General features: G+C 75.1%; 19 protein-coding genes. 13 read left to right on the plus strand and 6 right to left on the minus strand.

Annotation, left to right across the window (positions count from 1 at the left end; all coding sequences use genetic code 11):
- Positions 1-62 precede the first annotated feature (62 nt).
- The 5 genes from O2W14_RS11935 (at position 63) to O2W14_RS11955 (ending at position 10,414) form a co-directional block, all read left to right on the plus strand.
- Positions 63-2,093: an alpha-1,4-glucan--maltose-1-phosphate maltosyltransferase gene (locus tag O2W14_RS11935; RefSeq protein WP_269176316.1), complete on the plus strand. Its 2,031-nt coding sequence runs from the start codon at positions 63-65 to the stop codon at positions 2,091-2,093.
- Positions 2,094-2,200: 107 nt separating this feature from the next.
- A complete protein-coding gene (gene treS, locus O2W14_RS11940; RefSeq protein ID WP_269176317.1) occupies positions 2,201-4,063 on the plus strand; it encodes a maltose alpha-D-glucosyltransferase in 1,863 nt (620 codons plus the stop codon).
- 76 nt (positions 4,064-4,139) lie between these two features.
- A complete protein-coding gene (locus O2W14_RS11945) occupies positions 4,140-5,504 on the plus strand; it encodes a maltokinase N-terminal cap-like domain-containing protein (RefSeq protein WP_269176318.1) in 1,365 nt (454 codons plus the stop codon).
- 78 nt (positions 5,505-5,582) lie between these two features.
- On the plus strand, positions 5,583-8,849 hold the full coding sequence (glgB, locus tag O2W14_RS11950) for a 1,4-alpha-glucan branching protein GlgB (RefSeq protein ID WP_269176319.1): 3,267 nt from the start codon (positions 5,583-5,585) through the stop codon (positions 8,847-8,849).
- A 158-nt stretch (positions 8,850-9,007) separates the two neighbouring features.
- Positions 9,008-10,414: a neutral zinc metallopeptidase gene (locus O2W14_RS11955; protein ID WP_269176320.1), complete on the plus strand. Its 1,407-nt coding sequence runs from the start codon at positions 9,008-9,010 to the stop codon at positions 10,412-10,414.
- A 123-nt stretch (positions 10,415-10,537) separates the two neighbouring features.
- Here O2W14_RS11955 and O2W14_RS11960 read toward each other — a convergent pair whose 3' ends face one another.
- The 4 genes from O2W14_RS11960 to O2W14_RS11975 are packed head-to-tail and all read right to left on the minus strand — an operon-like array spanning position 10,538 to position 14,827.
- Positions 10,538-11,527 carry a tetratricopeptide repeat protein gene (locus O2W14_RS11960; protein ID WP_269176321.1) on the minus strand — a complete coding sequence of 330 codons (990 nt, stop codon included), beginning with the start codon at positions 11,525-11,527 and terminating at the stop codon, positions 10,538-10,540.
- A gap of 42 nt (positions 11,528-11,569) precedes the next feature.
- Positions 11,570-12,085, minus strand: coding sequence for a MarR family winged helix-turn-helix transcriptional regulator (locus O2W14_RS11965; RefSeq protein ID WP_269176322.1), 516 nt, complete (start codon positions 12,083-12,085; stop codon positions 11,570-11,572).
- A 32-nt stretch (positions 12,086-12,117) separates the two neighbouring features.
- Complete coding sequence (locus O2W14_RS11970) at positions 12,118-13,584, minus strand: phytoene desaturase family protein (RefSeq protein WP_269176323.1); 1,467 nt, start codon at positions 13,582-13,584, stop codon at positions 12,118-12,120.
- A gap of 37 nt (positions 13,585-13,621) precedes the next feature.
- Positions 13,622-14,827, minus strand: a complete 1,206-nt coding sequence (locus O2W14_RS11975; protein ID WP_269176324.1) for an acetyl-CoA C-acetyltransferase — start codon at positions 14,825-14,827, stop codon at positions 13,622-13,624.
- A gap of 338 nt (positions 14,828-15,165) precedes the next feature.
- On the opposite strand from O2W14_RS11975, the gene mce reads away from it, so the two are divergent.
- The 5 genes from mce to O2W14_RS12000 all read left to right on the plus strand — a co-directional run bounded on the left by mce (position 15,166) and on the right by O2W14_RS12000 (position 20,967).
- The gene (gene mce, locus O2W14_RS11980; RefSeq protein WP_269176325.1) at positions 15,166-15,600 is read left to right on the plus strand and encodes a methylmalonyl-CoA epimerase; all 435 of its coding nucleotides are present in this window, start codon (positions 15,166-15,168) and stop codon (positions 15,598-15,600) included.
- 124 nt (positions 15,601-15,724) lie between these two features.
- Complete coding sequence (locus O2W14_RS11985) at positions 15,725-16,987, plus strand: hypothetical protein (protein ID WP_269176326.1); 1,263 nt, start codon at positions 15,725-15,727, stop codon at positions 16,985-16,987.
- Between the two features lie 198 nt (positions 16,988-17,185).
- Positions 17,186-19,279, plus strand: a complete 2,094-nt coding sequence (locus O2W14_RS11990; RefSeq protein WP_269176327.1) for a hypothetical protein — start codon at positions 17,186-17,188, stop codon at positions 19,277-19,279.
- A gap of 93 nt (positions 19,280-19,372) precedes the next feature.
- Positions 19,373-20,236: a DUF4397 domain-containing protein gene (locus tag O2W14_RS11995; RefSeq protein WP_269176328.1), complete on the plus strand. Its 864-nt coding sequence runs from the start codon at positions 19,373-19,375 to the stop codon at positions 20,234-20,236.
- 53 nt (positions 20,237-20,289) lie between these two features.
- Positions 20,290-20,967 (plus strand): class F sortase, encoded by a 678-nt coding sequence (locus tag O2W14_RS12000; protein WP_269176329.1) that lies wholly within the window; start codon positions 20,290-20,292, stop codon positions 20,965-20,967.
- A gap of 64 nt (positions 20,968-21,031) precedes the next feature.
- Here O2W14_RS12000 and O2W14_RS12005 read toward each other — a convergent pair whose 3' ends face one another.
- Positions 21,032-21,358 (minus strand): hypothetical protein, encoded by a 327-nt coding sequence (locus O2W14_RS12005; RefSeq protein WP_269176330.1) that lies wholly within the window; start codon positions 21,356-21,358, stop codon positions 21,032-21,034.
- 184 nt (positions 21,359-21,542) lie between these two features.
- Positions 21,543-22,214 carry an endonuclease NucS gene (nucS, locus tag O2W14_RS12010; RefSeq protein WP_269176331.1) on the minus strand — a complete coding sequence of 224 codons (672 nt, stop codon included), beginning with the start codon at positions 22,212-22,214 and terminating at the stop codon, positions 21,543-21,545.
- A 20-nt stretch (positions 22,215-22,234) separates the two neighbouring features.
- Here nucS and O2W14_RS12015 point away from each other — a divergent pair, with 20 nt between their 5' ends.
- Genes O2W14_RS12015 through O2W14_RS12025 form a run of 3 tightly spaced genes read left to right on the plus strand, consistent with a single transcriptional unit; the run spans position 22,235 to position 24,947 of the window.
- Positions 22,235-23,116 (plus strand): hypothetical protein, encoded by an 882-nt coding sequence (locus O2W14_RS12015; RefSeq protein ID WP_269176332.1) that lies wholly within the window; start codon positions 22,235-22,237, stop codon positions 23,114-23,116.
- 29 nt (positions 23,117-23,145) lie between these two features.
- Entirely contained in the window at positions 23,146-23,907 is a 762-nt protein-coding gene (locus O2W14_RS12020) for a YqjF family protein (protein ID WP_269176333.1), read from the plus strand.
- Positions 23,904-24,947 (plus strand): Gfo/Idh/MocA family protein, encoded by a 1,044-nt coding sequence (locus O2W14_RS12025; protein WP_269176334.1) that lies wholly within the window; start codon positions 23,904-23,906, stop codon positions 24,945-24,947. Before O2W14_RS12020 ends, O2W14_RS12025 begins: the two co-directional genes overlap by 4 nt.
- Positions 24,948-25,046 lie beyond the last annotated feature (99 nt).

The following is a 25,046-nucleotide window of genomic DNA, read 5'->3' on the forward strand; positions in this document are numbered from 1 at the left end:
CACTGTGGAGCCGGTCGGCCGCCGACGTGTGGGGAGGGCCTGATCTGGATAGCGTTGCGCCGATGACTGGCCGCGCTGACCTCCGCCTCGGCATCTCTGATGTCGCCCCCGTCGTGTCGTGCGGGTCGTTCTCGACCCGCGCCGTGGTCGGGGAGCACCTGCCGATCACCGCCACCGTGTTCCGCGAGGGCCATGACGCCGTCGCGGCCACCGTGGTCCTCACCCCACCGGCCGAGCCGGGGGCGTCCGCCACCCCGGTCCTCACCCGGATGGCGAAGTTCGGCCCCGAGCCCGACCGGTGGACGGCGACCGTCGTCCCCGACCGCGAGGGTCTGTGGACCTACCAGGTCGAGGCCTGGGACGACCCGCTGGGCACCTGGCACCACGACGTCGAGGTGAAGGTCGCGGCGGGGCAGGGTCCCGAGGAGCTCGCCAACGACCTCGAGACCGGCGCCCGGCTGCTGGAGGAGGTCGCCGCAGGCGTCTCCGAGGACCACGCCGGCGTCCTCGAGCACCGCGCCGACCTCACCGCCGCGGCCGCCGCGCTGCGCGACGAGTCGCTCGAGCTCACCGCCCGGATCGCCCCCGCGCTGTCGCCGGCGCTGCAGGGGGTGCTGCACTCCCACCCGGTGCGGCGCCTGGTCACCGGCTCGCAGGTCCACGAGCTCTACGTCGACCGGCCGCGGGCGCTCTACGGCTCCTGGTACGAGTTCTTCCCCCGATCCGAGGGCCCCGTCGTCGGTGGCACCCCCACCCACGGCACCTTCGCCCAGGCCGCCGAGCGGCTGCCGGCCATCGCCGACATGGGCTTCGACGTCGTCTACCTGCCGCCGATCCACCCGATCGGCCACACCAACCGCAAGGGCAAGAACAACACCCTGGTGGCGCACCCCGACGACGTCGGGTCCCCATGGGCGATCGGCAGCGAGGACGGCGGGCACGACGCCGTCCACCCGCAGCTGGGCACGATGGAGGACTTCGTGGCCTTCGTCGAGCGCACCAAGGCCCTCGGCATGGAGGTGGCGCTGGACTTCGCGCTGCAGGCCACGCCCGACCACCCCTGGGTCACCAGCCACCCGGAGTGGTTCACCACCAAGCCCGACGGCACGATCGCCTACGCGGAGAACCCGCCGAAGAAGTACCAGGACATCTACCCGATCAACTTCGACAACGACCCCGAGGGCATCTACGCCGAGTGCCTGCGGGTGATCCGGGTATGGATCGAGGCCGGGGTCCGCATCTTCCGCGTGGACAACCCGCACACCAAGCCGCTGAACTTCTGGCACTGGCTGATCTGGGAGGTCAAGAAGACCGACCCGGACGTGCTGTTCCTCGCCGAGGCCTTCACCCGGCCGGCGATGATGCACCAGCTGGCCCGGGTCGGCTTCACCCAGAGCTACACCTACTTCACCTGGCGCACCGAGGCCTGGGAGCTGCGGGAGTACGGCGAGGAGCTGGCCGCCAACGCGCACTACATGCGGCCCAACTTCTTCGTCAACACCCCGGACATCCTGCACGAGACGCTGCAGGTCGGCGGTCCGCCGATGTTCAAGATCCGGGCTGCGCTGGCCGCGATGATGAGCCCCACCTGGGGCGTCTACTCCGGCTACGAGCTCTTCGAGCACGTCGGGCTGCGCCCGGGCAGCGAGGAGTACCTGGACACCGAGAAGTTCCAGCTGCGTCCCCGCGACTGGGCCGCGGCCGAGGCCTCCGGGCGGTCGCTGGCGCCCTACCTGCGCCGGCTCAACGAGATCCGCCGGGCCCACCCGGCGCTGCAGCAGCTGCGCACGCTGCGGTTCCACGCGGTCGACAACCCGAACCTGCTGGTGTTCTCCAAGACCGACCCGGGCTCGGACGACGCCGTCCTGGTCGTCGTGTCGCTCAACAGCAGCTACACCCAGATCGGCACCACGGCCCTGGACATGCCCGCGCTGGGCCTGGACTGGTCGGACCGGTTCTCCGTCACCGACGAGATCACCGGCGCCCACTACGACTGGGGCCAGACCAACTACGTGGAGCTGGACCCCTACCGGGAGCCGGCGCACGTGTTCACGGTGCACCGCAGCCTGCCCACCGTGGTCGCCCCGCAGTGACCCGCTGACACACTCACGTCCTCACGCGACGGCGCCGGCCCCAGTCGCCGGCCGGCGCCGTCGCCGCACCGATCCGCTTCCCCAGCAACGAACGAGGACCGAGTCCCATGAGCCTCCCCGTCCCTGCCCACTCGACCCCCGGCGCGGGCGAGCAGTCGACGCTGCCCGCACCGGGCAGCGATCCCGAGTGGTTCAAGCGCGCCGTCTTCTACGAGGTGCTGGTCCGCGGCTTCGCCGACAGCAACGCCGACGGCATCGGTGACCTGCGCGGCATGATCGGCAAGCTGGACTACCTGCAGTGGCTCGGCGTCGACTGCCTCTGGCTGCCCCCCTTCTTCGCCTCGCCGCTGCGCGACGGTGGCTACGACGTCAGCGACTACACCGCGGTCCTCCCGGAGTTCGGCGACATCGACGACTTCAAGGAGCTCATCGAGGCCACCCACGCCCGTGGCATGCGGATGATCATCGACTTCGTCATGAACCACACCTCGGACCAGCACCCCTGGTTCCAGGCCAGCCGCAGCGACCCCGAGGGCCCCTACGGCGACTTCTACGTGTGGGCCGACGACGACACCCGGTACGCCGACGCGCGGATCATCTTCGTCGACACCGAGAGCTCGAACTGGACGTTCGACCCGGTGCGCAAGCAGTACTTCTGGCACCGCTTCTTCAGCCACCAGCCCGACCTGAACTTCGAGAACCCGAAGGTGCAGGAGGCGATCATCGACGCCCTGCGCTTCTGGCTGGACCTGGGCATCGACGGCTTCCGGCTCGACGCCGTCCCCTACCTGTTCGAGGAGGAGGGCACCAACGGCGAGAACCTGCCGCAGACCCACGCCTTCCTCAAGCACGTCCGCAAGGTCGTCGACGAGAACTACTCCGACAAGGTCATGCTCTGCGAGGCCAACCAGTGGCCGGCCGACGTCGTCGAGTACTTCGGCGAGGACGGCGACGAGTGCCAGATGGCCTTCCACTTCCCGGTGATGCCGCGGCTGTTCATGGCCGTCCGGCGGGAGCAGCGCTTCCCGATCTCGGAGATCATGGCGCAGACGCCGGCCATCCCCGACAACTGCCAGTGGGGCATCTTCCTGCGCAACCACGACGAGCTGACCCTGGAGATGGTCACCGACGAGGAGCGCGACTACATGTGGGGCGAGTACGCCCAGGACCCCCGCATGAAGGCCAACATCGGCATCCGCCGCCGGCTCGCCCCGCTGCTGGACAACGACCTGGACACCCTCGAGCTGTTCACCGCGCTGCTGATGTCGCTGCCCGGCTCGCCGGTCATGTACTACGGCGACGAGATCGGCATGGGCGACAACATCTGGCTCGGTGACCGCGACGGCGTCCGCACCCCGATGCAGTGGACCCCCGACCGCAACGGCGGGTTCTCCACCGCCGACCCCCAGCGCATGCACCTGCCGCTGATCGCCGACCCGGTGTACGGCTACCAGGTCACCAACGTCGAGGGCCAGCTGCGCAACACCAACTCGCTGCTGCAGTGGACCCGCACGATGATCGCGGTGCGCAAGCAGCACCCGACCTTCGGCCTGGGCACCTACGCCGAGATCAGCTCCCGCAACCCCACGGTGCTGTCCTTCGTCCGCGAGTTCGGCGACGACGTGGTGCTGTGCGTCAACAACCTGTCCCGCTTCCCGCAGCCGGTCGAGCTGGACCTGCGGCGGTTCGAGGGCTACACCCCGGTCGAGCTGACCGGGCGCGTGCAGTTCCCCCAGATCGGGGTGCTGCCCTACATGCTCACCCTCAGCGGCCACGGCTTCTACTGGTTCGAGCTGTCCAAGCCCGCCGCCCCGGCCGCCGAGGACGACAGCTGGGAGACCACGGTCAGCAGCAGCGTGGCGCAGTCCCTGCTCGACAGCGGGGTGGTCGGCGCGACCGAGGCCCCGGCCGGCAGCGGAGGACTCGGCGTCGAGGCCCCGACCACCACCACGAAGCACGGAGAAGCCTGATGGGCGAGCTGGCGAGGCCATCCATGTGCACAGCAGCGCCGCGAGTGCGGACGACGAGCGCCAGCGAGGAGACCAAATGAGCGCGCTCACCGAGATCCTCGCCGACTGGATGCCCGGTCAGCGGTGGTTCGGCAGCAAGGGCCGTGAGTGGGCCGGGGTGACCGAGGAGGGCTTCTTCCTCGACCAGTCCGACCCGGCCCTGTCCGTCCACCGCGTCCGGGTCAGCTACACCGACGGGGCCACCGAGACCTACCTGGTCCCGCTGTCGTGGCGCAACGCCCCGGCCGAGGAGCTGTCGTCGGCCTTCGTCGGCGCCGTCCCGAGCGCCTCGGGGTCCAACTACGCCTACGACGCGATGCGCGACCGCGACGCCACCGTCCCGTGGCTGACCCACCTCGTGGCCGCCTCCACGGTCGGGCCGATGCACTTCCACCCGGCCGGGGTGGCCTACATCCCCGAGGGCGTGCCCGGCGACATCATCTCCGGCGAGCAGAGCAACACCTCGCTGGTCTACGGCGAGTCCGCGATCCTCAAGCTGTTCCGCCGGCTCGAGCCCGGGCTCAACCCCGACGTGGAGATCCACGACGCGCTGCGCCAGACCGACAACCAGCACATCGCCCCGCTGCTGGGCCACATCGAGATCGACGAGCCCGGCCAGGAGCCGTCCACCGTCGCGATGCTGCAGACCTTCGTGGCCAACGCCAGCGACGGCTGGCGGCTGGCCACCTCCAGCGTGCGTGACCTCTACGCCGAGGCCGACCTGCACGCCGACGAGGTGGGCGGGGACTTCGCCGGGGAGAGCGAGCGGCTGGGTGAGGCGACCGCCTCGGTCCACACCGACCTCGCCCGGGTGCTGCCCACCGAGACCGCCGGCCGGGACTGGTACACCGCCGTCGCCGAGCAGATGAGCACGCGGCTCGAGGCGGCCCTGGCGATCGTCCCCGGTCTCGCCGAGCACGCCGAGGCGCTGCGGGCGCTGTACGCCGCGGTGGCCACCACCGACGAGCCCGTCGTCCGCCAGCGGGTCCACGGCGACCTCCACCTCGGTCAGGTGCTGCGCACCACCTCCGGCTGGATCGTGCTGGACTTCGAGGGCGAGCCGGCCCGCCCGCTGGTCTCCCGCCGCGAGCTGGACACCCCGCTGCGCGACGTCGCCGGGATGCTCCGCTCCTTCGACTACGCCTCGCGGCACATGCTGGTCGAGCAGCCGGAGGACCAGCAGCGCGCCTACCGCGCCCAGGAGTGGGCCGAGCGCAACCGGGAGGCGTTCCGCGCCGGTTACTCGGCCGCCAGCGGCATCACCCTGTCCAGTGACTCGGCACTGTTGCGCGCCTTCGAGGCGGACAAGGCCGTGTACGAGTGTGTGTACGAGGCGCGGAACAGGCCGAACTGGCTGATGATCCCGCTGAGCTCGCTGTCCCGGTTGACCGCCGGTGACTGACGCAGGAGCCTGCTGCTCCGCAGCAGGACCGCACCCGACGATCAGCTGGACACCCAGAGGTACCTGGAAGGACCACCGATGAGCATCGACGACGCGGGTCAGCCGCCGACCGAGACGCCCGCCGCGCCCGCCGACAAGGCCGAGCTCACGCGCCGGGTCGAGGAGACCACCGAGGCGGTGCGCGCGGCCAGCGAGGCCGACTCCTCCCCCACCCCGGCGAAGAAGGCCACGAAGCGCGCGGCGAAGAAGGCCGCACCGGCGGCCGGCGCACCGGCGGCCGACGCAGCGGTGGCGAAGAAGGCCGCCCGCCGGCCGGCCAAGAAGGCCGCCACCACGGAGACCAACGAGGCGCCCGACGGCCGCGACGAGCTGATGCGCCGGGTCGAGGAGACCACCGAGGCCGTCCGCGCGGCCAGCGAGGCCGACACCCCGCCGGCCCCGGCCAAGCGCACCCGCAAGGCCGCTGCCAAGAAGGTCCCGGCCGCCCCGGGCACGGTGGCCGACGCCGCCGCCCCGGCCAAGCGCACCCGCAAGGCCGCGGCCAAGAAGGTCACCGCCACCCCCGTCGTCGCCCCTGCCCCGATCGCGCAGCCGGGCAACCCCGCAGCGCCGGCCGCACCGCAGCCCGAGCCGCCGAGCCCGGACCCGGCCGAGCCGAGCACCCCGCAGGCCCCGGCCGACGGCCAGCACGCCGGCACCGGCGGCAGCTCCCCTGCCGACACCGCCTCCGAGCCCGGCGCGGAGATCGCGCCGGACACCGTCCCCGAGCCCGCCGGCAGCGAGTCGGCGGCCCCGGACGTCTCCCCCGAGGGCGCTGACACCGCCCAGCCGGCCGGGTCCGAGGTGTCGGCCGAGCCCGTCGAGCCCGCCCCGGCGGTCTCCGGTGCCGACGTCACCACCGCCGACCTGGTCACCAGCGAGGTCACCGACCTGCCCGCGGCCCCCGACGAGGCCCCCGAACCCACCTCGACCGCGCTGGTCGAGGCGCTGCCCGACGGGCAGACGCCGGTGAGCACCTCGGTGCCGGCCGCCGCCACGCCGGCCGGCTCGGAGGTCAGCCAGGACGCGCTGGCCGCCGTCGTCGACGGCTGGTCCTACGACCCGCACGGCGTCCTGGGCGCGCACCGGCTGCCCGAGGGCTGGGCCGTGCGCACGCTGCGTCCCGACGCGGTCGCGGTCGCCGTGCTCGACCAGGACGGCACCCGCCACGAGGCCCGCCAGGTCTTCCGGGGCGGGGTCTTCGAGGCACGCCTCCCGCAGCAGCCCGGCGACTACCGGGTCGAGGTCGTCTACCCCGACGGCTCCGGCGGCACGAACACCTACACCGTCGACGACCCGTACCGCTGGCTGCCCACGCTCGGCCAGCTCGACCAGCACCTCATCCGTGAGGGCCGGCACGAGGAGCTGTGGAAGGTCCTGGGCGCGCACGTGCGCGGCTACGACACCCCCGGCGGCCGGGTCGAGGGCGTCTCCTTCGCCGTCTGGGCGCCCAACGCCCGCGGCGTGAAGGTCACCGGCGACTTCGACTACTGGGAGGCCCGCGCCTACCCGATGCGCTCGCTGGGCTCCTCGGGCGTGTGGGAGATCTTCGTGCCCGGCGCCCAGGTCGGCACCCGGTACCGCTTCCACATCCTGGGCGCGGACGGCCAGTGGCTGGTCAAGAGCGACCCGATGGCCTTCGCCACCGAGGTCCCGCCGGCCAACGCCTCCGTCGTCACCGCGTCGACCCACGAGTGGCAGGACGCCGACTGGCTGGCCGCCCGGGCCGAGGGCAACTGGCACGCCCGGCCGATGAGCGTCTACGAGGTGCACCTGGGCTCGTGGCGCCAGGGGCTGTCCTACCGCGAGCTCGCCGACGAGCTGGTCGCCTACGTCAAGGACGCCGGGTTCACCCACCTGGAGTTCCTGCCCGTGGCCGAGCACCCCTTCGGCGGGTCGTGGGGCTACCAGGTGACCTCCTACTACGCGCCCACCTCGCGCTTCGGCTCCCCCGACGACCTGCGGTACCTCATCGACACCGCGCACCAGGCCGGCATCGGCGTCATCGTCGACTGGGTCCCCGGGCACTTCCCCAAGGACGAGTGGGCGCTGGCCCGCTTCGACGGTGCCCCGCTGTACGAGCACGGCGACCCCCGCCGCGGCGAGCAGCTGGACTGGGGCACGAACGTGTTCGACTTCGGCCGCTCCGAGGTGCGCAACTTCCTGGTCGCCAACGCCCTCTTCTGGCTCAAGGAGTTCCACGTCGACGGCATCCGCGTCGACGCGGTCGCCTCGATGCTGTACCTGGACTACTCCCGGCCCGAGGGCCAGTGGGTGCCCAACGAGTACGGCGGCCGGGAGAACCTCGAGGCGGTGGCCTTCTTGCAGGAGTTCAACGCCACCGTCTACCGCGAGGTGCCCGGCGCGATCACCATCGCCGAGGAGTCGACGTCCTGGCCGGGCGTCACCCGCCCCACCCACCTGGGCGGGCTGGGCTTCGGCTTCAAGTGGAACATGGGCTGGATGCACGACTCGCTGGACTACATGTCCACCGCGCCGATCTACCGCAGCTACCACCACAACCAGCTCACCTTCTCGCTGGTCTACGCCTTCTCCGAGAACTTCGTGCTGCCGATCAGCCACGACGAGGTCGTCTACGGCAAGGGCTCGCTGATCCGGAAGATGCCCGGTGACCGCTGGCAGCAGCTGGCCAACGTGCGGGCCTACCTGGCCTTCATGTGGGCCCACCCGGGCAAGCAGCTGCTCTTCATGGGCTCGGAGTTCGGGCAGCTGTCGGAGTGGGCGGAGAGCCGCTCGCTGGACTGGTGGCACCTCGACGACCCGGCGCACCGCGGCGTGCTCGACCTGGTCCGCGACCTGAACACGGTCTACGGCGAGCACGAGGCGCTGTACACCCAGGACAACGACCCGGCCGGCTTCCAGTGGATCGACGCCAACGACAGCCAGGGCAACACCCTGACCTTCCTGCGCTTCGGCAAGGACGGTCAGGCGCTGGCCTGCGTGTCCAACTTCTCCGGGCAGCCGCACGCCGAGTACCGGATCGGCCTGCCGCGCGGCGGCCGCTGGCGCGAGGTCATCAACACCGACTTCGCCGGCTACGGCGGGTCCGGGTCGGGCAACCTCGGCGGCATCGAGGCGGTCCCGGAGTCCTGGCACGGGCAGCCGTTCTCGGCCACGCTGACCGCGCCGCCGCTGGGCACCGTGTGGTTCGTGCACGAGGGTCCCGAGCCGGAGCTGCCGGACGACGGCCAGGCCGCCGACCCCGCGCTCACCGCGGCCGCCGAGGCCTCCGGTGACCTCGAGGCCGCTGGTCTGGTGGAGCTCCCCGAGCACGACCGGGGCTGAGGCAGCACAGGCGCACGGGGCGGGGACCTGAGGGTCCCCGCCCCGTCGTCGTCCCGGCGGGTGTCCGGTGTCCGGCGCCCCACCTGCCGGGTCGGCGCCGGTCCGGCAGGATGAGGACACTGCCGCCGGCGACGGCGGCCCGGACCGATCGGGAGCCCATGACCTCGAAGCCCCGCCGGGCACTGCTGGGTGCCGTGCTGGGTGCGCTGGTCGCGTCGGTCGCGCTGACCGGCTGCGCGGCCACGCTCATCGAGGGCGTCGCGACCCCCGAGTCCGGCGCCCGCGCCGACGTCGCGCCGGCGGACTTCCCGATCATCGGGGCCGCCGACGACGACGTCGACGTCAGCGCCCGCAACGCGCTGGCCGACCTGAACACCTACTGGGCCGAGCAGTTCCCCGACACGTTCGGCGAGCCGTTCACCCCGCTGACCGGCGGCTACTTCTCCGTCGACCCCGACGACCTCGACCCCGCCCGCTACCCCGACGGCCGGATCGGGTGCGGGCAGGAGATCGAGGCGGTCACCGGCAACGCCTTCTACTGCACCTCCGAGCCCGGTGAGCCCGACGGCGACGCGATCCAGTACGACCGGGCGTTCCTCGGCGAGCTCGCGGACGGGTACGGCCGGTTCATCCCCGCGCTGGTGATGGCGCACGAGTTCGGGCACGCCGTGCAGGGCCGGGTCGGCTACCCGATCGAGCGCTCGATCAACGTCGAGACCCAGGCGGACTGCTTCGCCGGGGCCTGGACGGCGTGGGTGGCCGCCGGCGACGCCCCGCACAACTCCATCCGCCCCGGTGAGCTGGACGACGTCCTGCGCGGCTACCTGCTGCTGCGCGACCCGGTCGGCACCGGCGTCGGTGAGAGCCAGGCCCACGGCTCCTACTTCGACCGGGTCTCGGCCTTCCAGCAGGGGTTCGACGACGGCCCGGTCGCCTGCCGGGACGCCTTCGGGGAGGAGCGCGTCTTCACCCAGGGCCGCTTCCGGGACGAGGACCTGCTGACCGGCGGCGACGCGCCCTACGCCGAGGCACAGGAGCTGATCGAGGCCACCCTGCCGGTCTTCTGGACGGCGGCCTTCCAGGCCCGTGGCGAGACCTTCCAGCCGCCGCGGGTCCAGCCGTTCTCCGGCACCGCCCCGGAGTGCAGCGGCGGCGAGCCGACGACCGACCTGGTCTGGTGCGCCGAGGACGCCACGGTCGGCTACGACGAGACCGACCTGGCCCGGCCGATCTACGACGCCTTCGGCGACTACGCGGTGCTGACGGCGGTGTCGATCCCCTACGCCCTCGCCGCACGCGAGCAGCTGGGTCTGTCCGCCGACGACGAGGCGGCGATCCGGTCGGCGGTGTGCCTGACCGGTGCCTACACCGCGTCCGTGCTGCAGGGCGGCATCCCGGGGATCCAGATCTCCCCCGGCGACGTGGACGAGAGCGTGCAGTTCCTGCTGGAGTCCAGCAGCGACCCGGCCGTGCTCGACGAGAGCGGCCTGACCGGCTTCCAGCTGGTCGACGTCTTCCGCAGCGGGGTCTTCGACGGCCTCGCGGCCTGCGACATCGGCGCCTGAGGAAGGACCCCCTCGCCCCCACCGCTCGCAGGCTCGGGGCGGGGCCCGGCGAGGGGGCCGCGTGCGAGGTGGAGCCGTGGTCGGCCGAGGGCCCCGCTGCCCGTGGCAGCGGGGCCGGTCCGGCTAGAAGAGGGCGGACATCAGGGCGCGGCGGGCGGGGCCGACGCGGGGGTCCTCGTCGCCGACGATGCCGAACAGCTCGACCAGGTGCTTGCGGGCCAGGTCGCGGTCCTCACCGGCGGTGCGCCGGACGACGTCGAGCAGCCACTCGAAGGCCGCCTCGACGTCCCCGGTGCCGAGCAGGAAGTCCGCGGCGCGGGTCTGGGCAGCGACGTCGTCGGGCGCGGCACCGGCGGCGGCCAGCGCGTTCGGCCCGGCCTCCTCGGCCCGGCGGAACAGCTGCACCTGGCGCAGTGCGAGGCCGGCGACCGGGTGGTCGGGCTCGGTGTCGAGGATCGCGCGGTAGGCGGCCTCGGCACCGGCGAGGTCCCCGGCGTCCAGGGCGGCCTCGGCGGCGTCCAGGCGCGGGTCCTCGGGCAGGTCGTCCTCGCCGCCCTCGGCGCCGTCGGCCCCGGGCAGGGCACCGCCGGAGGTGGCTGCGACGAGCTCGGTGATGAACTGCCGGGCCTGCTCCTCGGGGATGGCGCCGGTGAACTCGGTGACCAGCTGGCCCTGCCACACGGCCTTGACCGCGGGGATGCCCTGCACGCGCAGGCCCTGGGCCAGGGCGGGGTTGGCGTCGACGTCGATCTTGGCGAGCACCCAGGTGCCACCGCCCTCGGCGGCCAGCCGCTCCAGCACCGGCGACAGCTGCTTGCACGGGCCGCACCACTCCGCCCACAGGTCCAGCACGACCGGCACCTGGAACGACCGGTCGAGGACCTCGCTCTGGAAGGTGGCCTCGTCGACGTCGACCACGGCGCTGCCGGGGGCACCGACGGGTGCGGTGGCGCTGGGCGGCGGCGCGGCCTGCGCGCGGGCGGCTGCCTCGTTGCGTGCCTGGACCGCGGCGAGGTCGACCGCGCCGGCCAGCGAGGCCGCCATCCGTGCCTGCTGCGCAGCGGCGCGGGGGTCGGTGCGCGGGGCGGGACGAGCGGGACGGTTCGGCTGCATGACCTCGATCATCCCACCGCCGGGCAACCGGACGGGCCGGGGTCAGTCCGGCGGCGCCGCCACGTCCCCGGCGCCCAGCCGGATCTTGCGCAGCAGCTGGAACAGGGTGTCCAGCTCGTCCTCGGTGAGCGCGGACATGCCGAAGTCCGCACCCGTCACCGCCGCGGTCGCCGGGGGCACGACCTCGCGGCCTCGCTCGGTGAGGGCGGCCAGCACGCCCCGGCCGTCGGTGGGGTTGGGCCGGCGCTCGACGTAGCCGGCCGCGACCAGCCGCTCGATGGCGTTGGTGACGCTGGTCGGGTGCACCATCAGCCGGCTGCCGATCACCTTCAGCGGCAGCGCCCCGGTGCGGGAGAAGGTCAGCAGCACCAGCACCTCGTAGCGGGCGAAGGTCAGCCGGTGCGGCCTGAGCGCCTCGTCGAACTGCGAGATGAGGATCTGCTGCACCCGGAACACCGACGTCGCCGCCCGCATGGACCCGGCCGGTCCGAAGCGCTCCTGCCAGGTCCGCGCCGCGCGTTCGATCGGGTCGAACGGCAGGCCCAGCGGTCGCACCATGGCTGGAGACTAGGTGCCGCCGCGGCCGGCGTTCAGGGCGCGGGCGTGAGCCGGGGCGCCTGCCGGATGCCGAACACCTCGCGCAGGGCGACCCGGGCGGCGTTGTCCCCGCAGTGCCCGTGCACGGCCGGCCCCGGCGGGGTGGCCGCCGACGCCAGGTAGGTGCCGCGGACCGGGGTCTTGTAGGTGTTCCAGCGCGGTACCGGCCGGGCCAGCATCTGCCGCAGCGAGGCCTCGCCGTTGGAGATGTCGCCGCCGACGTCGTTGGGGTTCCAGTGCTGCATCTGCCCGGCGTGCATCGTGTAGCGGCCGATGATCGTGTCCCGGAAGCCGGGGGCGAACCGCTCGACCTGGGCCTCGATCGCCTCGGTCATGTCGACCGTCGAGCCGTGCGGCACGTGCACGTAGGCCCAGAACACGTGGCCGCCGGCCGGCGCGCGGGAGGGGTCGACGACGGTCGGCTGGACGGCGAGCACGTAGGGGCGGTCGGTGATCCGCCCGGCCGCCGGGGCCGACTCCCCGGCGATGGTCTCCTCCATCGTCCCGGCGACGTGGATCGTGCCGGCCCGGCGGACGTCGGGGTTGGTCCACGGCACCGGCTCCGACAGCGCCCAGTCGACCTTGAAGACACCCGGGCCGTGCGCGTACCGCTGCACCCAGCGCCGGTACCCCTCGTGCACCTGGTCGCCCGCCATCGCCACGAAGGCACCGGGCGAGGTGTCCAGCAGGACGGCCGGGACGCCGGCGAACTCGCGCAGGTCGGTGACCTCGTGGCCGGTGACCACCTCGCCGCCCTGCTGCTCCAGCGCCGTCACCATCGCGTCGGCCAGCACCTGCGACCCGCCCTCGATGACCGGCCAGCCGTTGTGGTGGCTCATCATCCCCAGGAACATGCCCAGCGCCGCGGTCAGCGGGCGGGACAGGTCGAGCATCCCGTGCGCCGCGGCGCCGGCCAGCAGCGCCTTCGCGGCGTCGTCGTCGAAGTACCGCTCGGCCAGCCACTTGATGTTCGGCAGCCCCTGCAGGCCGAAGCTCGCCACCGCCAGCGGGCTCTTCAACGGCAGCCGGCGGAAGGCCGAGGTCAGGAAGAACTCGGTGATGTCGTCGGCGTGGGCCAGCAGCGGGGCGAACAGCTTGCGGTAGCCGTCGCCGTCCCGGCCCAGGCCCTGCGCGGTCTGCTCCAGCGAGTGGTGGGACACCGCGGCCCGGCCGCCGTCCAGCGGGTGGGCGAAGTTGACCTCCGGCTGCAGGACGTTCACCCCGCGGCTGGCGAGGTCGAACTCGCGGAAGAAGGGCGCGGTGGCGGCCATCGGGTGCACGGTGGAGCAGATGTCGTGCTTGTAGCCCGGCAGCGTCACCTCCTCGGTGCGCAGCCCGCCCCCGGCCCGGTCACCGCGCTCCACGACCTGCACGCGCAGCCCGGCCGCGGCCAGCCGCAGGGCTGCGGCCAGCCCGTTCGGGCCGGCTCCGACGACGACAGCGTCCGGGGTCCCGTTCACGCGGCCAGTGTCCCCGCGTGCGACCCGCGCCGCCCGGTCAGGTCCGGGCGGGGACGTGCACCAGCAGGGCGTCACCCTGACCGCCGCCACCGCACAGCGCGGCAGCACCCACTCCCCCACCGCGGCGGCCGAGTTCGAGCACCAGGTCCAGCACGATCCGCGCACCGCTCATTCCGACCGGGTGGCCCAGCGCGATGGCCCCGCCGTTGGGGTTGACCTTGGCCGGGTCGATGCCCAGCTCCCGGGTGGAGACGATGGCGACCGCGGCGAAGGCCTCGTTGAACTCGACCAGGTCGAGGTCGCGGGGGTCGATGCCCTCCCGCTCGCAGGCCCGCTGCACCGCCCGCGAGGGCTGGGTCTGCAGCGTGGCGTCCGGGCCGGCGACCACGCCGTGCGCGCCGATCTCGGCCAGCACGGTGCACCCGAGCTCCGCCGCGCGCGCCGCGGACATGACCACGACCGCGCAGGCGCCGTCGGAGATCTGGGACGCCGAGGCCGCGGTGATCGTGCCGTCGGCGGCGAAGGCCGGCCGCAGCCGGGCCAGGCTCTCCACCGTGGTGTCGGGACGGATGCCCTCGTCGGCGCGGACCTCGATCGGGTCGCCCTTGCGCTGCGGCACGAGCACCGGGGTGATCTCGGCGTCGAAGGTGCCGTCCTTGGCGGCGCGGGCCGCCTTCTGGTGGCTCTCCGCGGCGTAGGCGTCCTGCTCCTCGCGGGTCAGCCCGTACCGGCTGTTGGCCGCCTCGGTGAGCTCGCCCATCGCGACCTGGTCGAAGGTGTCGGTGAGGCCGTCGTGGGCCATGGCGTCGACCAGCGTGGCGTTGCCGAACCTCGTACCGGTGCGCTGGCCCTTGAGCAGGTGCGGCGCCTGGGTCATCGACTCCATGCCGCCGGCGACGACGACGTCGAACTCACCGGCCCGGATGAGCTGGTCGGCCAGTGCGATCGCGTCCAGCCCGGACAGGCAGACCTTGTTGAGGGTGAAGGAGGGCACCGACATGGGGATGCCGCCGGCCACGGCGGCCGGACGGGCGGGGTTCTGACCGGCGCCGGCCTGGAGGACCTGGCCCATGATCACGTAGTCGACCTGGTCGCCGGTCACCCCGGCCCGCTCGAGCGCGGCCTTGATGGCGACGCCGCCCAGGTCGGCGGCGGAGAGGTCCGCGAACGCGCCGAGCAGGCGGCCCATCGGGGTGCGGGCACCGCCGACGATCACGGACCGGGGACGGGTGGGCTGGCTCATCAGGGCTCCCGGTGCTCCGGTCGCCGCCGTTGGCGACCGTTCCTCCTCGGCGCCGCCGACCGTCCTGTGGTCACCGGCGCGGCCAGGATAGCCAGCGGCGGACCGGGGCGACCAGCCTCCGGTGCGGTGGACGGACAGCGCGGGCGCCTGCCGATCAGCTGGTGGCCGCACGACACGGACGGCGGCCACGCCGAACAGGTCGACGCCGCACTGCTGCACCTCCCCGCCCGCCGGCAGCGGACCTGGCTGCCCCCACCCACCGCAGGCTCGTGTCGGACCTGCAGCCGAGCCGGTCCCGCCGTCCCCCGGTCGACCTGGGGGACGGCAGGATGCCCGGGGTGACCGCCTCGACCGACGACCTGTTCACCACGATCGACCACGTCGGCATCGCCGTGCCGGACCTGGACGTCGCGATCGCCTTCTACGCGCAGACCCTCGGCGTCCACTCGGTGCACGAGGAGGTCAACGAGGAGCAGGGCGTGCGCGAGGCGATGCTCGCCGTCGGCGACGGGACGACGCGCATCCAGCTGCTCGCCCCGCTCACCCCCGAGTCGACGATCGCGCGGTTCATCGGGCGGTCGGGACCGGGGCTGCAGCAGCTGGCGTTCCGGGTCGCCGACGTCGAGGCGGCCGCCGAGGTGCTCCGCGGGCGCGGCCTGCGGCTGCTCTACGACACCCCCCGTCGCGGCACCGCCGGCAGCCGGGTCAACTTCGTCCACCCCAAGGACGCCGGTGGGGTGCTGATCGAGCTCGTGGAGCCCGCCGCACACTGACCGTGACGCCGCTGGGACGGGCAGCGACCGCCCGGGCGGACCGCCGCGCCGGCCCCTGTGAGTCGGCTGGGAGGGCACCGGACCTGCGTGTCCCGGGCCCGCGATCTCTGCGAGGATGACGGGCATGAGCGACCCCCGCGACGACCAGCTCTCCTTCCGCGAGAGCGGCCCCACCTTCGACGTGGTGCGCAAGGGGTACGACCGGGACCAGGTGGCCGAGACGCTCGCCGGGCTGGACGCCGACCTGCGGGTCGCGCTGGCCGACCGCGACGCGGCCGTGTCCCGGTCGGCCGACCTGGCGCGCCAGCTGCAGGCCCTGCACGGCGAGGTCGAGGCGCTGCGCCGCCGCGCGGCCAGCGCCAGCGCCCCCACGTTCGAGAACATGGGCGAGCGCATCTCCAACATGCTCCAGCTGGCCCAGGACGAGGCCGCGGAGATCAAGCGGTCCGCCCAGGAGCAGGCCGCCGCCCTGCAGGCCGCCGTGGCCGCCGAGGTCGACGCCGTCCGCGAGCGGGTCGCCGGTGAGGAGCGCGCCCTCGGCGAGCGCTCGGCCGCCAGCCAGGCCGAGGCCGAGCGGCTGGTCTTCGAGGCCCGCCAGCACGCCGAGCAGATCTCCGCCGTCGCCCAGGCCCGCGCCGACGACCTGGTGAACAAGGCCCGGGAGCGGGCCGCCCAGCTCGACGCGGACTCCCAGGCCCGGCGCACCAAGGTCGAGCAGGACTTCGACATCGCTCAGCGGGCCCGCCGCACCGAGGCCGCCCGGCTGGAGGAGGAGCGCGAGCAGGCCTCCCTCGCCGCCGCCCAGCAGCGGGTCGCCGACGCCGAGGCGCACGCGGCCCGCACCGTCGCCGACGCCGACGCCTCCGCGGTCGAGATCCGCCGGGTCCGCGACGACGTGACCCGCCGCCTGGCCGACGTCCGCACGCTGCTCGGCCAGCTGCCCGACCTCGCCGACCACCCGGCGCCGGCCCAGCCGGCCGATGCCGCACCCGACGCCGAGGCGACCGGCGGACCGGCAGCCGAGGCCGCGGGGTCCCCCGCGCAGGAGCCGGCCACCCAGGTCGCCCCGGCCGCCGCCGCCGAGCCCACGGCGGCCCCGGCACCGACCCAGGAGCAGCCGGCCGCGGCGCAGACCCAGGCCGTCCGGGTCCCGGCACCGTTCGGCACCTCGGCGCCGACCGAGACCGAGGCCCGCCCCGCCGGTCGCACGCCGACCCCGGCGCACCCGACCCAGCAGGCCGCCCAGGGCCCGGCGACCGCCGAGCGCACCGGCGCCCCCGCCGGCCGGGTGACCCCGCCGGTGCCCGCCCGGGCCGGACGGCCGGCACCCGCCGCTCCCCCGGTGCCCGCACCCACCGGCGGGGCGTCGGCGCCCGACCGGGGCTGACCGCCGCACCTCGCAGCACGTCGCACGACAGGACCCGCCGGGCATCCCGCCCGGCGGGTCCTGTCGTCCCCGGGGACGGCGCGCCCTGCGTTGGGCATCCGACGGCGGAACGGGCACCATCGGCACACGACGTCGGTGCCCGTGAGCGGGGTGCCCGTCGGCACCGCAGCCGTGCCGAGCGCCGGGAGGAGGACCACCGTGGCCGAACCGACCGAGGCCGGCCGCGCCGTCGCCGGTGCGGGCGGCAGCCACCGGGCCGCGCCCGCCCCGACCCCGGCCCCGGCCGCCGTACCGCACGCCGTGCCTCCCCTCCGGGCCCGCCGCCGGCAGGCCGCCGAGCCGGCCTCGTCCCCCGGGCCGCTGCCCCCGACCGGGCCGGGCGGGTCCGCCGAGCGCGTCGAGCCGGCCGGCTCGGTCGGACCGGCCGTGCCCGCCCCGCCGTCGGCCGCCGCCCCGGCGTCCTCCCCCGCTCAGCCGCCGGGCCAGCGGCGTGCCCGGCACCGGGCGGCCCGGCCGTCGTGGCCGGAGCGGGCGCGGGTCGGGCTGCTGTGGCCGGTGCTCGCCGTCCTGGTCGTGGGTCTGGTCGGCGCCCGGATGCTGCGCGGGCTGCCGCTGCCCGGTGACGGCGACCTGGCGGCCCCGGCCTTCGCGCTCGCCCGGGGCACCGCCGACGTCGCCCCGCTGTCGCCCGAGGGGCTGGCCGCCGTGCACGGCGCCGTCCACGCCACGGTGACCCGGGCCTTCGAGCGCCACGCCACCCTCGTCGCCGTCGAGCGCGAGCTGCTGCTGGTCGTCCTGGTGCTCAACGCCGTCCTGCTGTGGCGCACGGCCCGCCGGCTCGGGGTGCCCGACGCCGGGTGCGCGGTCGCGGTGCTCGCCTTCGGTGCGCTGCCGGTGCTGGTGCCGCTGCACGCCGTGGCGTCACCGGCGGCCCTCGCGGTGCCCTGGCTGCTGCTGGCCGCGTGGCTGCTCACCAGCTGGCTGCGACCGGCCGGGGACCACGAGGCGGAGGGCTCCCTCCGCGGCCGGGTGCCGGTGGCCGTCGGGGCCCTCGCCGCGGCCGCCGTCGTCCTCGCAGTGCTGCTGGCCCCCGACGTGCTGCTGTTCCTGGTCGCCGGACTGGCCGCCGCCGCTGCCGGCCGGGGCGATCCCGCGCGGCGGGCCGCGGCCGCCGCCGGTGGGGTGCTGCTGCTGACCGGCGGGCGGGCACTGGTCGAGCGCTGGGCGCCCGAGACCGCCGACCCGGCCCGCTGGGGCGCCGACCGCACCGGCGTGCTGGTGGCCACCGGCGTGCTGCTCGTCGTGGGCGTGCTGGCCGCCGTCCTGCTGCCACGGTGGCGCCCCGTGGGCGTCGCACTGGCCGCGGTGGCCCTGCTGTCGGTCGCACCGCCCTCGCAGCGGGTCGCCGCGCTGCTGCTGAGCCTGCCGCCGGCCGCCCTGCTGGTGGGCGCGCTCGGCACGCTCGCCGCCGCGCGCCTGGGCCGGCCGGTGCTGGCCCGGCCGCGGGCGCGTCTGGTGGCCGGGCTGGCCGGGGCAGCCGCCCTGGTGGTCGTGGCCGCGCTCGCGGCGAGCGCCCTGTCGCGGACGCCGCGCAGCGACTTCGGCGCGACGGCCGACGCGCAGCTCGTGGAGTGGCTGGGCGGGCAGCTGCCCGACGAGGCCGTCGTCACCGCCGACCCGGAGCTGACCGCGCAGCTGGTGCACGCCGGCGCCGACCCCGACCGGGTGCTGCCCGGCACCGAGCTCCCGGTGCCCGCCTCGACCGGCCCCACCGCCCCGGTCCTGCAGGTCACCTCCGGTGCGGCCCCGGCCGCGGGCACCCCGGTCGCCAGCTTCGGCCCCGGCGGCGAGCTGACCGTCACCGACCCGCAGGCGGTCGCGCCGACGCCCGAGCAGCTGGCGACCCGCCGGCAGCTGGGCACGGCCCTGCTCGCCAACCCGACCAACCGGTTCCCCGCCGCCGACGCGCGCCTGCTGACCGAGGGCCGGGTCGACCCGCGGCTGCTGACGCTGCTGGCCGGCATCGGCGCGCAGTACGGCGTCGGCGTGGAGTCGCTGCCCGCCGTCCCGGGCGAGCCGGCGGACGCCCCGGTGCGGCAGGCGGTCGTCGCCACCGTCGGCGGGACGTCGCTGGCGGCCGACCCGGCCGCCGCCGAGCGCTTCCGCGGCTGGCTCGGCGCACAGCAGGAGCCCTACGTCGCCGACCGGGTCAGCGAGGTGCCGGGCGGGCTGCTGATCGGGTACGACCTGGTCCAGGACCCGGACGGGCTGGTCACCGCCCCTCGCCGGTGATCACGCTGCGTCGGTGGACGCGGACTCGGCGTGCGGGGAGCCGGTCACTGCTGTACACCGTGAGCAGACCAGCACCGTGATCGAAGGAGCACCATGGCCCGGCTCACCCGAGTCCCCCTGCTCGCGCTGCTCTGCGCGGGGCTGTGCGCGCTCGGACTCCCGGCGGCCTCGGCAGCTCCGGCCGTCGGGGCCGACACCGGTCTGGTCCGGATGATGCACCTGTCCCCGGACACGCCCTCGGTCGACGCCTACATCGACTCGGTGTCCGCGCCCGGCACCGGCGTCGTGCTCTCCGGGGTCAGCTACGGCGACGTCTCCGCCTACCAGACGGTCCCGGCCGGCACCTACACGGTGAGCGCGCGGGGCGCCGGTGCTGACCCGTCCAGCCCGCCGGTGCTCGCCACCACCGTCACGGTCACCGGCGGCACCGCCACCACGATCGCCGGCGTCGGCTACTTCGCCGAGCTGGGCTTCGCCGTGCTGCCCGACGACCTCACGCTCCCCGCGGCCGGCCAGGCCCGCGCCCGGGTCATCAACGCCGCGGCCACCGCGTCGCCGGTCGACCTGTCACTGGGCACCGACACGACCCTGGCGCGCGGGCTGTCCTTCGCCGACAGCACCGACTACGTCGACGTCCCCGGCGGCGCCGAGACGCTGAAGGTGGTCCCCGGCAACGGGACCCCCAGCGACCTGCCGGTCGACCTGGCCGCCGGCTCGGTCTACACGGTGCTGGTCCTCGACCGCAGCGGCGGCCTCGCGGTCAGCACGGAGCTGGACGCCGCCAGCCCCGGCGTCGTCCCGGTGGGCGGCGTCGAGGCCGGTGCCGGTGGCGCGGCCGACGGGGGCGTCCCGGCCGGTCCGCTGGCGCTGGCGGGTGTCGCGGTCGGCCTGCTGCTGCTCACCGCGCGCACCCGGCTCCCCCGCCGCGGGCACGAGCCGCGGCACCTCGCGGCCTGACGACCGTGCCGGACGGGGAGGTGCCGGACGGGGAGGTGCCGGACGGGGCCCGGGTGACCGGCGTCCCGACCCGAACGGGCGGCGGGAGCCCCGTCGTCGGCCCGGGCCGGCACCGGCGCCCACCCCGCCGCAGCGTCACCCTGCTGCGCGCGGCGCTCACCGCGGTGGCGGTCACCGCCGGCACGGTGGCCGTCGTGTCGGGCACCGGCGGCGGGGACGCCCCGGTGCCGGCCGCAGCGGCGGCCCCGCCCGCGCCGGTGGTGCTCACCAGCCCGGTCGCCGACACCGTGGCCGAGCCGGTCCGGGTGACCGTCCCCGCGATCGGGCTGGACACCGACCTGGTCGGCATCGGCGTGGACGCCGCCGGGGCACTGCTGCCGCCGGCGGACTCCGGGCAGGCCGGCTGGTTCTCCGCCGGTCCCGCCCCCGGTGACGTGGGCCCCGCCGTCCTGGCCGGGCACGTCGACAGCACGGCGGGCCCGGCGGTGTTCTTCCGGCTCGAGGAGCTCTCCCCCGGCGACGAGGTGCTGGTGACCCGCAGCGATGGCCGGCGGGTCGCCTTCACCGTCACCGAGGTGGCCGCCTACCCGAAGACGGCGTTCCCGACGACCGAGGTCTACGGTCCGACCACCGGCGCCGAGCTCCGGCTGATCACCTGCGGGGGCAGCTTCGACCGCAGCCGCCGCAGCTACACCGACAACGTCGTCGTCTACGCGACCGCGGTCCCATGAGCTGGCCCTGCTGCAGGGGACCGCGCCGAGCTCGCGAGGCCTGGGGTGCAGGAGGGTCCTCCGTCTAGCGGCGGCGGTCCCGGTTGCGCCAGCAGGCGGTGTGCCAGTGCCGGCGCCAGTCCGCCGAGGACTCGGTGTCCCACGGCTCGAGGTCGGAGTCGCGGGCGTAGGCCGGCCAGGCGACCACGTGCGGGACGCCCGGACGGATCTCCTGGTCGCAGCCCGGGCAGCGGTAGGTCTTGTCGCTGCCGGACCCGGTGAGCGGACGCACCACCCAGTCGCCGTCCCCGGCCTGCTCGATCGGCTGCGCCGGACGGCGCGACGGCGAGGACGCGGCGGCCGGACGGCGGTCGTCCCGGCGGTCGCCCCTGTTCCCGCCCCGACGGCCCACCCCGCTACCGCAGCCGGTCGCGGAGCCCGCGACCGGCCGTGCCGTCGAGGGAGCCGGCGGTCGGGCCGTCCCCGGTCGGTGCTCCGTCCACGTGCCCTCCTCCCGGCTCGGTCGTCCGCGACAGTCTCCCACCCGGCTGATCCACGGCCCCTGCTGCCGCGGACCACCGCGTGCGGGCCCGTCGTCAGAAGAGGCGGGCCGAGGGGTCGTCGGTGCCCTTGAGGACGGCGTAGTCGACGGTGACGCAGTCGATGCCCCGGTCCGCGGCCAGCACCCGGGCCTGCGGCTTGATCTCCTGCGCGGCGAACACGCCCTTGACCGGGGCCAGCCGTGGGTCGCGGTTGAGCAGCTCCAGGTAGCGGGTCAGCTGCTCGACGCCGTCGATCTCCCCGCGCCGCTTGATCTCCACCGCCACGGTGGTGCCCGTGGCGTCGCGGCACAGCAGGTCGACCGGGCCGATCGCGGTCGGGTACTCCCGGCGCACCAGCGACCAGCCCGCGCCGAAGGTCTCCACGTGCAGGGCCAGCAGCCGCTGCAGGTCGGCCTCGACGCCGTCCTTGATCAGGCCCGGGTCGACGCCGAGCTCGTGCCGGTGGTCGTGCAGGACCTCGTCGATGGTGATGACCAGCTGCTCACCGGCCTTGTTGGTCACCGTCCAGGTGCCCGAGCCGTCGGCGAGCTCCTCCTTGAGCGAGCACGGCGGGCTCATCCAGTTCAGCGGCTTGTAGGCGCGGTCGTCGGCGTGGATGGACACCGAGCCGTCGGCCTTGACCAGCAGCAGCCGGGTGGCGAGCGGGAGATGGGCGGTGAGCCGCCCGATGTAGTCCACGGAGCAGCGGGCAATGACCAGGCGCACGGGGTGGGACGCTACCCGGCATGAGCCGCGCCCAGCCCGACGCGTCGTCCGCCCGGCCCGGCCGGGCACTCGGCCTGCTGCTCGCCGCGTCGCTGCTGCTGGCCGCCTGCGGTGGCACCCGTGCCGGCGCGGGCGGTGACGCCCCTCCGGCGACACCGGCCGGTGGACCTGACGGCTCCGACGCGGTGGTGCTGCAGGTCGCCCGCGTCGGCGGGTTCACCACGCCCGAGGAGCTGCTCGGCCGGCTGCCCGACGTGATCGTCCACGCCGACGGCCGGGTGATCGCGCCGGGCCCGATGGCCGCCATCCACCCGCCCTTCGCCTGGCCCGGCCTCACGGTGACCCGACTGGACCCCGCGCAGCTGCCCGACCTGGTCGACCGGGCGCTCGCCGCGGGCGTGGACGAGCGCGTCGACCTGGGCGACGCCGGTCTCGCCGACGTGCCCAGCACCCGGTTCACCGTGCGCACCGACGGCCGCACCGTCGTGCGGGAGGTGGTCGGCCTCCAGGAGGGTCTCGGGTCACCCGCCCTGAGCGGGGAGCAGCGGACCGGCCGCGAGCGGCTCGCCGCACTGGCCGAGGAGCTGACCGCGCTGGCCGGCACGGCGGAGAGCTGGGACCCCGACGCCGTCGCGGTGCTGGCGCGCCCGTACGTGGACCAGGACGCACCGGGCGGTCTGCCGGGAGGGGCCCCGGAGGTCGCCTGGCCCGGTCCCGACCTCCCCGGGGAGCCGCTGGGCGCCGGGGTGGGGTGCGTCGTCGTCCCGGCCGAGCAGGTGCGTCTCGTGGCCGACCGGGCCAGCACCGCGACCCCCTGGACGACGCCGGACGGCGCCCGCTGGTCGCTGACCTTCCGCCCGCTGCTGCCGCACGAGACCGGCTGCGCCGACCTCACCGGGTGAGCGGGGACCGGGAGGGGCAGGCTGGGCCGGTGGCCGACCCCGAAGAGCTGACCCCCACCGCACCGCGGCCGGCGGGGCGCACCGTCTTCACCCAGAGCTGGCGGGACCTGGCGTTCCTGCACTGGGCGGTCGACCCGGCGGTGGTCGCGCCGCTGCTGCCGGCCGGCACCACCCCCGACCTGCTCGACGGCGTCACCTACGTGGGGCTGATCCCCTTCCGGATGCACCGGATCGGCTTCCTCGGTGCCCCGGGCCTGCCGTACCTCGGGTCGTTCCCGGAGACCAACGTGCGGCTGTACTCGGTGGACGCGCTCGGCCGCCGCGGCGTCGTCTTCCGCTCGCTGGAGGCCAGCCGGCTGCTGCCGGTGCTCGCCGCCCGCTGGGTCGCCCGGCTGCCCTACACCTGGGCCGGCATGGACGTCACCCGGGACGGCGACCAGGTCAGCTACACGTCCGCGCGCCGTTGGCCCGGCCCGCGCGGCGCGCACAGCCGCGTGCGGGTCCAGGTCGGCGAGCGGCTGCCCGGCGGTGACCCGCTGGGGACCTTCCTCACCGCGCGCTGGGGGCTGCACCGCCCCGGCCGGCGCGGACCGGTCTACTGGCCCAACGAGCACGACGAGTGGCCGCTGCACCGGGCCGAGCTGCTCGAGCTGGACGAGTCGCTGCTGGCGGCGGCCGGGCTGCCCGGCGTGACCGGGGCGCCGGACAGCGTGCTGTTCTCCGCCGGGGTCGCGGTGCGGTTCGGCCCGCCGGTGACGTGGCCGGCCGCGCGTGGTCGACTCGGGGCATGAGCACCCCTCCCGCGGACGCCGTCCGCTTCGGCCTGGTCGGCTACGGCTTCGGCGGCCGGTACTTCCACGCCCCGCTGATCGCCGCGGCGGCCGAGTGCACGCTGGTCGGCGTGGTCACCCGCTCCGCCGACCGCCGCGAGCTGGTGGCCCGCGAGCACCCGGGTGCCGCGGCGTTCGACTCCCTGGAGCAGCTGGCCGACGCCGGCGCGGAGGCGGTGGCCATCTCCACGCCCGCCGACACCCACAGCGAGCTCACCGACCGGGCCCTGGACCTCGGCCTGGCCGTGGTCTGCGACAAGCCCTTCGCCCTCGACGCCGCGGCCGCGCGGGCCTCGGTGGAGAAGGCCGAACGGCTGGGCCTGCCGCTGGCGCCGTACCAGAACCGGCGCTGGGACTCCGACTTCCGCACCGTGCGCGCGCTGGTGGGCGACGGCGTCCTGGGCACCGTCACCCGGTTCGAGTCCCGCTTCGAGCGCTTCACGCCCGAGCCCGGCCCGGCCCCCTCCGGCGGCGGCACCCTGCTGGACTTCGGCAGCCACCTCGTCGACCAGGCCCTCGTGCTGCTCGGCCCGGTCGCGACCGTCTACGCCGAGTGGCGGGTGCGCGACAGCGGTCTGGACGACGACGTGCTGGTCGCCCTCACCCACACCTCCGGCGCGCACTCGCTGCTGGCCGGCAGCTGGAGCGAGGGGGCGCCGGGCTGGCGCTTCCGGGTGACCGGCTCGACCGGCAGCTACGTCGTCGACGGCCCGATGGACGGCCAGGAGGACGCGCTGGTCGCCGGGCAGAGCCCGAGCACCCTCGGCGACGCGTGGGGCGCCGAGCCCGAGGCGCGCTGGGGCCGGCTGCGCAGCGGGGACACCGCCGTCGTGGTGCCCACCCTGCCCGGCGCCTGGGACACCTTCTACCCGACCTTCGCCGCCGCCGTCCGGGGCCGCGGGCTGGTCCCGGTCGACGCCCGGGACGCCGTCGCCACCGCCACCGTGCTCGACGCCGCCCGGCGCAGCGCCACCGAGGGCGTCGTCGTCCGCCTCGGCTGAGGTGGAGTGGATCCGTCGCCGTGACCTGGACGGATCCACTCCGCCACAGCGGGCGCACGGGAGTGGCACACTCGGTCGGAGAGCGCGGCCGCCGGCTGC

The organism is Modestobacter sp. VKM Ac-2986 (assembly GCF_026967795.1).
Lineage (GTDB): Bacteria > Actinomycetota > Actinomycetes > Mycobacteriales > Geodermatophilaceae > Modestobacter.